The organism is Sporolactobacillus sp. BBK16-2, assembly GCF_059878335.1.
This window is the reverse complement of record NZ_CM187611.1, coordinates 3,350,954-3,365,226: the sequence shown is the minus strand read 5'-3', so window position 1 is coordinate 3,365,226 and position 14,273 is coordinate 3,350,954. Positions and strand designations below refer to the sequence as shown.

Genomic DNA, 14,273 nt, shown 5'->3' with positions numbered 1-14,273 from the left:
GAGGGATTTGCACGATGAAAAAAATAAAATGGGCGCTGAGTCTTCTGCTCTTGTTTGCTATGGTATTGAGCGGATGCGCTTCAAACGGCTCCAAACAACAAGTGAAAAAGATTGTGATCGCCGAACCGGTGCATCTGATCGCTTATCTTCCGCTATACGTTGCGATTGATAAGGGCTATTTTAAAGATGAAGGCCTCGATGTCAAAACAATCACTGCGACAGGCGGTGCCCATGTGACTTCGGTGGTCAGCGGCGATGCTTGGGGCGTAATTGGCGGCCCTGAATCCAACCAGATTGCAAATTATAAGAGCAAGGATCCGATTACCTCTGTCGTCAATGTGGTTAACCGCGCCAATGTCTACTTGATGGCTAATAAGAAGCTGACTTTAAAGGGTGACAGTGATAAGGATCTTGCTGCTTTCATGAAAGGCAAAACAATTGCTGCCGGACGTTACGGTGGCAGTCCGAACCTATTAACTCGCTATTTGCTGATGAAGGTTGGCTTGAATCCGAATAAAGATGTGAAGCTCGATGAACCTGCGGATGCGGCGGCTGTGGTTTCGCTTGTTTCTCAAGGCAAAGCAGATATGGCGAACGGTGCCGAACCGCAAATCAACGAAGGCATCAAAAAGGGTGCGTGGGGCGAACCGTTCTACGGATTCCCGAGTCTCGGCGATTATGCGTACTCCGTAGTCAGCGTTAAGGAATCAACCATTAAAAAAGATCCGCAAACCGTCCAAAAATTTGTCAATGCGATGCTGAAAGGTTTGAAGCTTGTCAATGATAACAAAGCAGAAGCATTCAAAGTCCTGCAAAAGGAATTCCCAACAACACCGAAAGCGAGCCTGCAGGCAGCGATGGATCGCGCCTATAAGGATAATCTTTGGAGCAAGGATGGCTACATCACCAAGGCATCAGTTGCTAAACCATTGGATGTTGTCAAGAAAACGGGCATCTACACGCACGGCTATAAGTACAGCAAGCTTGTGGATATGAAATTTGTGAAGAAAGCACAGGATAAGAAGTAAACAGGAAACCGGCATTCAACAGTGCCGGTTTTTCTTATACATAGAGAACGTTTAAGATTTTGCCCCACTGGTACGACAATAAGGTCATAAGAGGCTGATTCCCAATCCCACTTATCAGTTGGGCGATCAGGCAAGCGCCCAATCTGAGAAATAGAGGGAAAAATTCCGCTTAATTTGAAAATGAATGGAAAAATCGCTTAAATAGACGGAGAAATTACCCTTATTGAATTGAAAAACGTGAAAATGGAGGGTTTTTCTTTGAATAAGCGGAAAAATTACCCTTATTTACTCGTGCTAGAAGCGCCATGATGCAAATAACCGGAAAAATTCCGCTTATTTTTTACTCGTTACTTAATGAAGAACCAGAATGCATGATGAAGTGGAAGTGAGGCGCGCCAGAAGCTGTTAGCGGGCTCAGGTGCGCAGATACGAGTATGGCCAAAGCGGCTCGCGGTGCACTGCGGTTGCGCTCAGTTGATGCGAGTAACCGAATCAATGATTCTGCACCGTAAAAACACAAACCAATGCTAAAAAAGGAACTTTCACAAGTGTAAGACTTTTGTATGTAAAGGAGTAAAGGAACTTTCGCTAACTACGCATACGTCCTGTATGCAACGCGAAAGCCATCACGTCCTGTGAAAGTACGTCCTGTATGTAACGCAAAAGCCATCACATCCTGCGGAAGTAAGGACCGGGCGGTTATTGCTCGGTTTTTCGAATACATAAGTGTTACGATGCTTTGTGTAGTGACTACTGCCGCAAAACAGGTACAGCTTATTTGGCATAAATGGCTTGCACAAACACGGTCAGTAAAATGAGATAGCGCCAAGTGAATGGAAGATTCCAATGAGATAACGTCGTCGGTCTTTCATTGATCAGTCCGGACATCATGCCGAGTGTAGCATTATAAGGTCCCATTAAAAAAGCGGGGACCGCTCCGCCAAGCATGGCTACGGTCACGATAATTGGAGCCTGGTGGAGTGCCTGCGAACGAAGGGCTTCCGAAATCAATGCGAGGCCGACGGCAGGATGCAGACCAAGAAAAGCGAGTGCGAATGGAATGAGCGGCAGCATGATCAGGAAAAGCCGCAAACCGGTAAACTGAATGACGGAGTCCATCCCGCGCGTCACAAAGGTATCCATATGCGAGATACGAAGTGCGGTGATGAAGAATCCGGCGGTAAGGAAAATAAAAAATTGATTCTGCATGCGTGGAATATAGGTCCGGAAATGATGACGAACTCCTGAAAAGAAAGCGGGAACTTGGCTCAGCATCGCGCACCAGACAAAGGCGAACGGAATCACAATCAAACTGACGAGAAACAAAAAATTGAATGAAAGAAAATGATCAAGCACGATGATTATGGCGTTCAGAAGCAGGATCACCCATGCGATTTGCCATAATTTTTCCGGATGCCCCTTGTCTGCCGGTGCCATGATTCCTGCTGCGGTTTCGCTGATCACTTTGTTTTGTGAATGATAATTGATGTGCGAATGTCTTGATGTTGTCCAGTCAAGTACAACACCGCAAATACTTAATAAGATAAGCGGGGGCAGAACACGCGAATAAGTTGTCCCGGTTAAATATAAGACAGTTCCCACGATCGGTGTGATCGGGCTCCATAACAAGGGCATGGCATAGCCATGCGTGATTGCCTGACTAAGAAACCGATTTTTACGTGCAATCGAGAAATGGGACAATGACGGGCCAATCGCGTGGTACGTCAACGGAAGGGCAGCTAAGTTCAGAAATGAACTGAAAAAGAAAGAGATACCCGAAATGAGTGCATAGAATTGACTGCGGCTGCTTACTTTTCTCTGGACCAGCATCTGAATTTCATCCGCATAACGGCCTAATTGAATAGGCAATGACAGAATAGGGATGAGCGCGAAAAGTGTGACCATCTGAATCATTTCTCCAAAGGAGCGGACAAATTGATTGGGACCGGCACCGCTGATTGCAAGCATCAGACTGCCTGCTCCTAAGAAGAACAGTCCGAATAAAAGAGCAAGGCCTTTGGCGCGGCGCAAACCGGTACATACGGCAAGAAGGCACATGATTGAAACGAAGAGTTTAAAAATGGGCACGTGTACAAATAGTGTTGCGAGAATGTAGCTGATCATGGCCAATATGTAGATTGTTCGTGACATTATGTGATCCCTCCTACTTTTACTGATATGGTGTCCTGTGAATCGTTGAGCAGCAAGCAATCGATGTACAGTCTTCTTAACTTGCGCAACCTTGAAAAAAATACTACTGTGATAAGTAATTGTGAATATGAGACCATGACACAATGGAACGGTCTTACTTGACCGTATTCTGCGCGACCGGTCATCGATTTCTGCTATTATTAAATTAGAATCTGCCTGGAAATATCGGAGCGACAGAAAGGTTTGATTGATGTGACGTGGCGATTATTATTCGCTATCGCCGTGGCTGTCTTGGCTGTGGCAAAGAAAAGAAATGCAGTACTTTGGTTTATCGCGGGATTCTTTTTTGAGTGGATTGCGTTGATCGTCATCCTTATCCTCCCAGGCGGCAGCGGGAGACGTATGTTTGTCGGAGGAGGGGGCAGCAGAGACAGCGGGGCTCACTGGCACAAAAAAGTATCGCGCTCATGTCCGTATTGCGGCAATCCTGTTACCTTTGACGATATTCCTGGAAACTGGACATGTCCTAATTGTGGACAGACTTTTACATATAGTTCGGACGGTCGCGTTTTCGCGTCAAATAAAGATGAATTAATGCCTCAAATGGAATTGATGGTCAAATTGTTTGCTAAAATGGCAAAGAAGGACGGAGTTGTCTCTGAAAACGAAGTGCGCCAAGTCGATCAGATCGTCCGACAAGCGTTCAGGCCAACCAAGGAGCAGCTTCGGAAAATTATGGCGCTCTTTAACGAATCGCGCTATTCAGATGAATCCTTTGAGATTATCGCTCAAAATTTATATGCATCGGTTCGCGGTCGAAGCGACATACTCGTCGACACAATTATCGCTTTACTGGCCATTGCAGCCTCCGACGGCGCGTTACGCACGGAAGAAGAGACAATGATTCGATCGGCGGCTTTAATCTTTGGTCTTGCTGATCAATATGAATCGATCAAGGCACAGTTTTTTGGACGCTCATCTTCATCAGAAGGCAGCAGTACACGAGGAGCTGGATTGGAGAATTGTTATCAGCTGCTTGGATGTACCCCTAATGATTCGGATCAGATAATAAAGAAAAAGTATCGCGAACTGATTAAAGAAAATCATCCGGATCGATTGATGAGCCGGGGGGCTTCTGAAGCCAGTATTAAAGAAGCTAACAGTAAGATAGCGAGAATCAAGCACGCATATGAACAGGTTATGGCGGCGCGATCATGACAGGAAATAAAATGGAAGAAGATGGAATAAATGGATCTAGATCAAGTATGTGAACATTTGCTTAGAAAATGTCTGGGCTTAAAAGATGGTGAGCAGTTTTTGGTCGTGACCGATGAGCTGGAGCGGAAATTAGCGGAGCCCTTTTATCGTGCGGGTCAGAAAATCGGTGCTGAATCCTTGCTGCTGGTGATAAAAGAGCGGAAACGTTCCGGTGAGGAACCTCCGATCGCTGTGGCAGCAGCTCTTACGGCTGCCGATGCAGCTGTATGTATCACGCAGTATTCAATGACGCATACCAAGGCACGGAAACAGGCAGTAGCAGCCGGAACAAGGCTGGCGACGATGCCGGGTATTACTGAAGACATGTTTGTGAACGGTGCAATCACCGCTGATTACGCAAAGGTTCGCGATTTGACGCTGCATATGACGGAATTGCTGGATCAGGGGAGTTCCGTAAGAATCGAGAAGGAAGGGCATGCGCTCACCTTCTCAATAAAGGACAGAAAAGGTGTTCCCAGTCCTGGTGTTTATTTAAATCCTGGAGAATCAGGCAATTTACCTTCGGGCGAAGCGTTTATTGCACCAATCGAAGGCAGTGCATCCGGCGAAATCTTTGTCGACGCATCAGTTGTCGGTGTTGGAAAATTGACGCACCCGCTTATCTTGACGGTTGAGAATGGCCGATTGATAAATGCAAACGGTGAAGGTGAAGCGACTCTTCTCCGAATTCTCGGGGAAGACCAGGGCCGTTCGGTAGCGGAATTCGGTATTGGAACAAACAAATGGGCACGTATCACCGGGAATGTGCTGGAGGACGAGAAAGTTTACGGAACGGTGCATATTGCCTTTGGCAGCAATTTAACCTTTGGCGGTACGGTAGATGCCGGTGTGCACATTGATTGTGTATTTTCCAAGCCGGACCTATGGATCGATGGCCAAAAAGTGATGGATCATGGGAATTTGATTTACTGAATAGTCGGAGGTGTTTTGCATGAATGAGCGTCAAACATGGATGAAGCAGGACGAGCCACTGGTTTCTATGGCACATTGTTCATCAAAAATTAACATCTATCCTTCTTATTTTTTACAAAAAATGCCGGGAACCTCGCAAGATTTATTTCTTCGTCAAGGCGTAGCAGAAAAAATAATTACGCTTGTCGAACGGCTTCCGGAAGGCATGTCCTTTGTGTTGATCGATGGATGGCGGTCGATCGAGACGCAGAGATTTATTTATGACCGTACCATTTCCCAATTTCGGGACGCCGGGTACTCCGAAGAGAAAATTACTCGAGAAATGCCGGGTTTTGTTGCCTATCCCTCAACGGATCCGCTTAAGCCGGCACCTCATTACACCGGTTCTGCGATCGATCTGACCCTTGCTGATAACAATGGGTGGCTGGAGATGGGGACCGATTTCGATGATTTTCACCAAGAGGCTTATCTGGATTTTTATGAAGACAAAGAAGGTCTTTCTGACCAAGAACGGCGAGCTCGTGACAATCGCCGTTTTCTGAAAAACATAATGGAGGGCGCCGAATTCACGCATAATCCGTCGGAATGGTGGCATTATTCATATGGCGACCGCACATGGGCCGAGGAGCATCGATCTGCTCCCCTGTACCGAGGCATCGAACCTGTACGCTGAACAAATCGTTCACAATGTTTGGAGGATCAGACATGATTTACCAACCTATGCCAATCGAATTCTATCAACAGCCGACTCTAGATTTGGCGAAGGCGCTGCTTGGCTGTCTGCTTGTTAAAGAATCGCCGGAGGGTGCAGCTTCAGGATATATCGTTGAAACGGAAGCCTACATGGGCGCTGGAGATCGTGCAGCGCACAGCTTTGGAAACAGACGAACGAAGCGAACGGAAATTATGTTTGCATCTGCAGGACATGTCTATACCTTTATGATGCACACACATACACTGGTCAATGTTGTAAGCGGGCTGACGAATATTCCGGAAGCGATTCTGATCCGTGCTGTAGAGCCGTGCGACGGATTGCAACTCATTAAATCAAGGCGGCATCGCGTGAAACAGGCCGTAAATCGAACCAACGGGCCAGGCAAGCTGACCGAGGCACTGAATATTACGCAGGAAGATTATGGACGCCTGTTAACGGAAGCACCGATTTATATTGCGGCGGGATTTGTTCCCGACCAAGTTGAAAGCGGTCCGCGCGTCGGTATTGATAATACGGGAGATGCACGATTTTATCCATGGCGCTATTGGATTTCCGGTAATCCCTATGTCTCCAAAACACGAAAGATTAAGGAATGTTAGATAATCTAACAGTGCAAATAGGTGAAAATGTTGATAGAATGGGAAATTTTAATTAAAAGGGCTTTCACAGAAAATTTTAATTTAAATTGCAAATTAGGTATTTACAACTTTCATAAAGTCTGATATTATCAGTGTCAACCACAAAAAGTCAGAAAAATAGGAGTGAGAATAATGGCACACGTTGTGAACAGCATACGAGTGAAAGGCTTGATTCGAATTATTTTGCGATTGCGCACATAAAGGACTGAGACAAAGACCATTTAATTAAAATGGAATTGTTTGAGTCTTGCTTATCATCGACAAAAATAGGCGCTCAAGCAATCGCGAAGAAGCGCCTATCCGAGAAAATCACGGATGGGTTTTTTTATTCGGATTTTCGGTGTTCGATCAGTGGTATCAGTCAAGTGGGTTGCAAAGTGTCATATCTATTCTTAATTGGGGTCTTTTGTGGCGGAATATTTTGATTATTTAAATCATAAGAGAAAAAATTATTAAGGAGCGAAAAAGGATGAATGCAGAGAGGAAACAGAAAATGAAGGATTATTTTATGGATCGAATGTATAAGTGTTCGGCGGGTATTGCCAACGCAATCTTAGTAACATTAGGTATGGGGCTTCTCTTTGAAACATTGGGCAAATTTACCGGCTACCATCCGTTTATGGTAATCGGCGGCGCAGCCAAAGTACTGCTTGCTCCGGCGATCGGCGCAGGTATTGCTTATCAATTAAGGGCAAATACATTGACCATGTTTAGCGCGATGGCTTGCGCGGCAGTTGGTGCCAATGCTATCGTGATTCAGTCGGCCGTACCCCAAGTATTAACGATAGCTCCCGGACAGCCGGTCAGTGGTGTTATCGCAGCCGTGATCGCGGTCTTTGTCGGTAAGAAAATCAGTGGAAGAACGAAATTCGATATGATGGCGATTCCGTTTGCCTCCATTTTTGTAGGCGGAATTTGCGGATACGGTCTTGCACTAGTCGTAACACCGGCGCTGAACCAAGTAAGTGCGATGATTACCCATTCTGTACAGGGTTCCCCACTCATCGCTTCGATGGTTATCGCACTGGTTTGGAGCATATTCCTGATGTCGCCTGCTTCATCAGCGGCACTGGCGATTGCGCTTCAGCTTGATCCGGTTTCGAGTGCTGCCGCGCTGATCGGATGTACGGTTCAATTCGTTGGATTTACAGTGATGTCATTTAAGGAAAATGACTTTGGCGGTTTCTTTGCACAAGCTCTTGTTACACCTAAGGTTCAATTCCCTAATCTCGTGAAAAATCCGAAGCTTGTTATTCCTCCGTTCGTTGCGGCGGTAGTCAGTGCACCAATCGCAACCATGCTCCTTCATTTTCAAGTTCCTTACGAACTTGGCGGACTCGGCCTCAGTTCATTCATCGCTCCTTTGAACATACTGGCCTTACAAGGAGTTAAAGGTCTGATGGCATTTGTTGTCGCAGGCGTCTTAATTCCCGGTGTCATCACCATCGTGCTCTATCGTGTGATCAAGTTGTTCGGTTGGGTTAAAGCCGGCGACCTCCACATGGAAGTGCAATAATTAATCGAACAAAAAACTACAGAGAGAAAATGTTGACTGCAGCGATCAAGGATATCGCTGCAGTTTTTTTTAGGTAAGAAAGTTTATCGTTTTGGCTTGTTGGTACGATGATATGGTCATAAGATTCGGTTGGGCGATCAGGTAAGCGGCTGATCTGAGAACTAAACGGAAAAATTCCGTTTAATTAGAAAATGAATTTTTTGCTCGGTTTTCTTACAAGATAAGAAAGTATAAGATTTTGCCCCGTATTTAAACGAATAAACCAGTGCCTTGGCCGAGAATCAAAGCGGAGGAGCGAGACGCCTGCGGGATCAGGTGCCAGCGAGACCCCGCAGATACGAAAATGTATGAGGAGGCCCGCGGTGCGCCCGCGGTCGCGCTCAGTTGATGCGAGCAACCGAAGCAATGACTCAGCACCGTAAAGACACAAACCAATGCCTAAAAGAGGCTCAATTCATTCGCAGAAATCGTCTGTGACTTTAGCTGATATGGGCTGGACACATATAGGAATATATGGTGATAATATAGAGGCAGCACCCGGTATTAGAGGAGATGTGAGAAGTTGGCGAAAGCAAAAGCGAAAACAAACGCCATGCGTTTATTGGATTCAGAAGCGATCAGCTATGACGTGCAAACCTATGACATTAGTGATGGACTTATTGATGGTGTGTCTGTTGCTCAGAAGCTGGGACAAGATCCCCGGCAGGTGTTCAAGACACTCGTGACGCAAGGCCATAGCGGCGAATACTACGTATTCGTTGTTCCTGTTGCTGAAGAGCTCAATTTAAAAAAAGCAGCAGCAAGAGTATCTGAAAAAAAGGTAGAAATGATACATGTCAAAGATATTCAGAAACATACGGGCTATGTACGAGGAGGCTGCTCGCCAATCGGGATGAAGAAGGAATACAGAACAGTGATTGATGCCTCGGCACAATCCATTAATCCCATCATTGTCAGTGGTGGTAAAAAAGGCGTACAAATCCTGTTAGATGTTGACGACTTAGTGAAGGCGGCACATGCTGAATTGGCAGACATTATTAGATAATGAACATTTAATAAATAAGAGATGCAGGAATTAAAAACGGATAAGGTGCCGTAAGAATTGCGAAAAAAAGCGCAACTCTTGCGGCTTGTTTTTTTGTGAGATAGGTACTCAAATAAAAATAGTCCAATGCATAGATGATCAAACCGGAAAGCAGAACGGCAACGGCAAACATCAAGGTACTTATCGGTGATGAATAGATGGTGTCAAAATCAATGAGCGCTACATGAATTCTTTTGCTGAGTACACCGACAGAGGCAAGAAACAGTGATCCAAATAAGTTAGCAATCAGGCTGATCAGCCAGAGACCGAAGATCATGCGAAATGACTCGGTACCTCGAGCTTTAATACTGAAAAATTTAGTGGACAGAAAAAAAACGATACCATTTAGAACCAAATTTGCTATTGCAGCCAAACCGAACAAAGGCGGAAGGAAATAAAACATGAAGACTGGGAACGTCGCATTATTAAAAAATACAGGAGCGCAAATCATATCATTTTCCTTCTTCCAATGCAGCAATGGGAGCGCGCTCCCGGGTTAAAAACAAAAGATGAGAAAACTTGGCGCCGGAGGAGCGCCCCTCTAACCGAATTTCTTTTTCTCTTAGCTCCAAATATAAAAAATCAATTAATGATTCGATTGTTTGAATAAATTCCTTTAATTTCTTCAGGTGATTTTCCGCGAACAAGCAAACAAAAATTTTCATAGCCGATCTCAAGATGGGCGTTCATCAGTTGTTCCAAAGCACGCAGTCCTTGAGGATGCTTGTGAATTTTTTCAATTTCATTTTTATACAGATCAATAATTGATCTTTGAACAAAGTGGGGGGCGTATTGCAGGGCATAGGCATCTTTTCCCAGCATCAGACCGCAAAGGTACTCATATTTAAATTGAAGCTGCCGTGTGAAATTCACAAGATGCAACAGCCGATAGAATGTGTTCGGGTAGCTTTCCTTGAAATTCTCAATGGCAGTTTGTGCTTTTCTGAGATCCTGAATGCTGCTGATTGTTTTCATCGAATGAAACCCTCCTCGTCAATTGGATCCTCGCGGAAAAGATCCCTTCTAATTATATGCCTTCGTCTGGCATACCGAAACATTGTCTGTCCTAAATTCATCATTTCGCCAAAAGAAAGCGTTTGCTTTTTAAGCGATCTTATTATAAACCGATGCCGTTATTACTAAACTGCATCAATAATTGTATTTCTCTAAACAATGACTTGCTGAAGCCTATTCTAAAAAGGTTACACATTAAGAGTAACCTTTTTTTAGCACGCTGTAAAATGATTCTTTTTATTCAATGCGCGCCTTATGATTCATTCCGGCTGGTGACCGAATATAGTAAAGAAACTGACCGAAAAAATCACATCGGAATGTGCACGGATATTGAAGTTTCCGTCGGTGCATGTTATAGTTATAACTCAATAAGGGTCAATTTATAAATTAAAAAATCAAAGTTTAATATACCATAATATCTTATTTAAGTCAAGTAAAATAGATTGATTTTCATAAAATATACCATTTTTTATAAAGATCAAACAATAAGAGGTGTTCCTTTTATGGCTCAAAGTGAACGAAAGCAAGAACAAGAGCGCATTAATGAGGTTATAGATGTTATTGGAGAAAAAGTTGAGAAGATCACGGGGAAAAAAAGCGATGTTAAGCAAGGAATCGTTGATTTGAGAAAAAATTTCTGGGATGACGTCACAGTCAACTTGGATGAAACAGACGACGTATATGAAACTCAGGCAAGCATTAAGCAGCAAGCCGAATTGCTGTCGGAACGCGAACGCCGCCACGGGCAAATGAATAAGGAGTTAAAGACGTTGTTCAGACTTCAAGACACGCCTTACTTTGGCCGTATTGATTTCCGTGAAGAAGATGAACGTCGGGCAGAACATCTCTATATCGGAATTGGGTCACTGATGGACGCGAAAAATGAGGACTTTCTAATTTATGATTGGAGGGCGCCGGTTGCAAGTATGTACTATGATTACGCACCGGGTCCAACGAAGTATGCCTCATTAGATGGAGAAGTGCGTGGAAATATGACGTTAAAGCGCCAGTTTATTATTCGCGGAGGCAAAATAAAGGGCATGTTTGATACGGGGCTAACGATTGGCGATGCATTGCTTCAAGCTGTACTCGGCGGTCGTGCCTCCTCTCAAATGAAGAGTATCGTTGCAACAATACAAAAAGAACAGAATCAAATTATTCGAAATGAAACGGATCGTTACCTCATCGTGCAGGGAGCTGCGGGCAGTGGAAAAACATCTGCTGCATTACAGCGAGTCGCATTCCTTATGTATCGTTACCGCAAAACACTGCGTTCGGACAATATGCTGCTTTTCTCACCAAATCCACTCTTTTCCAGCTTTATTTCTAATGTATTGCCTGAATTAGGTGAAGAAAATGTGGTGCAGACAACGTTCAAGGATTTTATTGAGGAACGTATCGGCAGTGATCTTCAATTGGAAAATCCATTTGATCAAACGGAAAGCTGCCTAACGATGGCCGATGGAGAACAATTAAAGACGAGACTAACCGGTATTCGTTTTAAAGCGTCGCTTGCTTATCGAGATATGATTGATCATTGGTTGGAGCACTTGAAGTCTGAAGGAATGATTTTTCGAAACATTACATTCCGCGATCAAGTGATTGTTTCCGGGGAGGAAGTCGGGAACTATTTCTATGCGCTGCCACATGAACAAACATTGCTGAACCGTTTGGAACAAGTGCGTGATTGGCTGCTGCGCCGCATGGCCGCTTTTTCAAAACGTGAACGAAAAGAAGACTGGGTACTTGAAGAGGCAGAACTGCTGGATAAATCGGACTATGCGAGCATCTTTGAGAAACTGCAGCAACAAAAGCAGTTCAGTGAGGAAACATTTGATGATTATGATCGTGAAGAACAGTTGCTGCGCAAAATTGTCATGAATCGGCGAATGAAAAAGTTGAGACGACGAGTAAAGCAGCTCGATTTTGTGAACTGCCAAAAAGTGTATAGTGAAATTTTCTATCAGAATTATAACGAGGATTCAGCACCTGACCGTTGGGCAGACATCTGCCGTTCAACACGGATGCGCTTTGAGGAAGGCGACTGTCCGTGGGAGGATGCGGTACCCTATCTCTATATGAAAGAAAAGATTCAAGGAAGAAAAGGGAACCACGAAATCCGCCATTTGATCATTGATGAAGCGCAAGATTATTCACCGGCGCAATTAGCTTACCTTCAAGCCGCTTTTCCACGTTGCCGGATGACGATTCTCGGCGATTTGAATCAGGCGATTTACGCACAGAGTCTAGATGCAGACACAATGCTTTCGGAACATCTCTATAATGCTGAGGATGTGAAGAAGCTGACGCTGCTGCGCAGCTATCGTTCGACAAAGGAAATTATGAATTTTGCCCGGGAAATTGTGCCGGGAGGCGAACAAATCGAACCCTTTGATCGCAGTGGAAAGCTTCCTGAATGGATTGATGCAGCGGGTAAATCGGATAAAGTGTCAATCATTCTGGATAAAATTGCTTCATTTAAGCAGAATGGCTTTGAAACCTTTGCCCTAATCGGAAAAACAATGAAGGAATGCCGGGAAGCCTATAGGTTGTTGAAAAAGAAGATTGATGTTAAATTGATTACTCAAGCGACTTATCAATTTGATAAAGGCTTTATCATCATTCCTACTTATTTGGCAAAGGGAATTGAATTCGACGCGGCGATTATCTATGACGCTTCATCCGAAAATTATAGTCGTGAAAGCGAGCGAACCATTTTCTATACAGCATGTACACGTGCGATGCATGAACTGGTTCTGCTCTCCAGCGGCGAGGCGAGTCCGTTCCTTGATTCGGTTCCAACCGAACACTATTTGCGAACACGCGTCAGCGAGTAGCATTTTGATTGTTTGAAGGGACAAGTTTATTTAGGCTAACTGGTGAGTGGCATTTTTTGCCACTCCCTTTTTTAATACACTAGAAAGGCGGAGGGCACGTTCAATTGCCGTTCGCAGGGTCTGCATGTTTGCAAACTTTACATTAGGGAGGAACTGTACTTGTGAAGAAGTATCAAGCTGTGTATTTTCTTATCCTCGCCAACCTGTTTTGGGCGGGAAATTATGTATTTGGCAAGTACGTAGTGAGTGAAATGACGCCGATTCAGATGACCTTTGTACGCTGGGCATTAGCCATACTTGTTTTGTTCCCTCTGGCACAGGTGATCGAAAAACCAAAATGGCGCGAGGTTTGGAAACGTTGGAAGATCTTGTTGATTCTCTCCTTGCTCGGCATTGTCGGCTACAATGTGCTGCTGTACGAAGCACTTCGTTTCACAACATCGTTAAATGCCGCCCTTGTAAATTCAATAAATCCGGCGATGATTGCTATTTTTGCAGTGTGGTTACTGAAGGAAAAGCTGTCGCTTGTGAACGGATTTGGTCTGTTTGTTTCCTTAATTGGTGTGCTGCTCGTTTTGACACGCGGTGAATTGCTGCATGTGTTCACCATTCACTATAATCAGGGTGATCTGCTTATGATTCTAGCAATAACCGTCTGGACTTTTTACACTTTAATTGGTAAGAAGATGGAAAAGCTTCCGCTGATTGCCGCAACGGCAGTGTCAGCGATGCTTGGATTAATTGTGCTGTTTCCATTTTTTTTGGTGTCGGGTTTTTCCTACCATCTGAGTGGTACGGCCACCGTAGGCATCATGTACATCGCCTTCCTTCCATCGGTCTGCTCGTTTATTTTTTGGAACCGTGCTGTGCACACTGTTGGCGCCAGCCGCTCCGGCATCTACTTGAACCTGCTGACTGTGTTTACTGCATTAATCAGCTTGATCCTAGGCAATCCGATAACGATACCGCAAATCCTAGGCGGTGTATTGGTCGTCATCGGTGTTTATTTAACAAATAGAAGATCTTCAGCAAGTAAAGAACAGAACCAGCCCGCGTAAATACTTAGAACGAATCAAATGTTTCATCCTATAGATAGTCAA

Annotated in this window: 12 protein-coding genes; 9 read left to right on the top strand and 3 right to left on the bottom strand. The window is 44.5% G+C overall.

Annotated features, from left to right (window positions below; genetic code table 11):
- Positions 1-14 precede the first annotated feature (14 nt).
- Entirely contained in the window at positions 15-1,028 is a 1,014-nt protein-coding gene (locus tag AC6F33_RS16605) for an ABC transporter substrate-binding protein (RefSeq protein ID WP_255747808.1), read from the top strand.
- 774 nt (positions 1,029-1,802) lie between these two features.
- Here AC6F33_RS16605 and AC6F33_RS16600 read toward each other — a convergent pair.
- Positions 1,803-3,179 (bottom strand): hypothetical protein, encoded by a 1,377-nt coding sequence (locus AC6F33_RS16600; RefSeq protein WP_500777471.1) that lies wholly within the window; start codon positions 3,177-3,179, stop codon positions 1,803-1,805.
- A gap of 252 nt (positions 3,180-3,431) precedes the next feature.
- Here AC6F33_RS16600 and AC6F33_RS16595 point away from each other — a divergent pair, with 252 nt between their 5' ends.
- The 6 genes from AC6F33_RS16595 to ybaK all read left to right on the top strand — a co-directional run bounded on the left by AC6F33_RS16595 (position 3,432) and on the right by ybaK (position 9,283).
- A complete protein-coding gene (locus AC6F33_RS16595; protein WP_255747804.1) occupies positions 3,432-4,397 on the top strand; it encodes a TerB family tellurite resistance protein in 966 nt (321 codons plus the stop codon).
- Positions 4,398-4,427: 30 nt separating this feature from the next.
- A complete protein-coding gene (locus tag AC6F33_RS16590; RefSeq protein WP_255747802.1) occupies positions 4,428-5,369 on the top strand; it encodes an aminopeptidase in 942 nt (313 codons plus the stop codon).
- Positions 5,370-5,388: 19 nt separating this feature from the next.
- Entirely contained in the window at positions 5,389-6,042 is a 654-nt protein-coding gene (locus AC6F33_RS16585; protein ID WP_255747801.1) for a M15 family metallopeptidase, read from the top strand.
- Positions 6,043-6,074: 32 nt separating this feature from the next.
- Positions 6,075-6,683, top strand: coding sequence for a DNA-3-methyladenine glycosylase (locus tag AC6F33_RS16580; RefSeq protein ID WP_255747800.1), 609 nt, complete (start codon positions 6,075-6,077; stop codon positions 6,681-6,683).
- A gap of 508 nt (positions 6,684-7,191) precedes the next feature.
- Positions 7,192-8,238, top strand: coding sequence for a PTS sugar transporter subunit IIC (locus AC6F33_RS16575; protein WP_255747798.1), 1,047 nt, complete (start codon positions 7,192-7,194; stop codon positions 8,236-8,238).
- Positions 8,239-8,830: 592 nt separating this feature from the next.
- Entirely contained in the window at positions 8,831-9,283 is a 453-nt protein-coding gene (ybaK, locus tag AC6F33_RS16570) for a Cys-tRNA(Pro) deacylase (protein ID WP_255747935.1), read from the top strand.
- A gap of 7 nt (positions 9,284-9,290) precedes the next feature.
- Here ybaK and AC6F33_RS16565 read toward each other — a convergent pair whose 3' ends face one another.
- Both AC6F33_RS16565 and AC6F33_RS16560 read right to left on the bottom strand, forming a co-directional pair.
- On the bottom strand, positions 9,291-9,800 hold the full coding sequence (locus tag AC6F33_RS16565; protein ID WP_255747797.1) for a hypothetical protein: 510 nt from the start codon (positions 9,798-9,800) through the stop codon (positions 9,291-9,293).
- A 104-nt stretch (positions 9,801-9,904) separates the two neighbouring features.
- A complete protein-coding gene (locus AC6F33_RS16560; protein WP_253060569.1) occupies positions 9,905-10,297 on the bottom strand; it encodes a hypothetical protein in 393 nt (130 codons plus the stop codon).
- A gap of 542 nt (positions 10,298-10,839) precedes the next feature.
- Here AC6F33_RS16560 and helD point away from each other — a divergent pair.
- Together helD and AC6F33_RS16550 are read left to right on the top strand one after the other, a co-directional pair.
- Positions 10,840-13,173 carry an RNA polymerase recycling motor HelD gene (helD, locus tag AC6F33_RS16555; protein WP_500777470.1) on the top strand — a complete coding sequence of 778 codons (2,334 nt, stop codon included), beginning with the start codon at positions 10,840-10,842 and terminating at the stop codon, positions 13,171-13,173.
- Between the two features lie 161 nt (positions 13,174-13,334).
- Positions 13,335-14,231: a DMT family transporter gene (locus tag AC6F33_RS16550; protein ID WP_255747795.1), complete on the top strand. Its 897-nt coding sequence runs from the start codon at positions 13,335-13,337 to the stop codon at positions 14,229-14,231.
- Positions 14,232-14,273 lie beyond the last annotated feature (42 nt).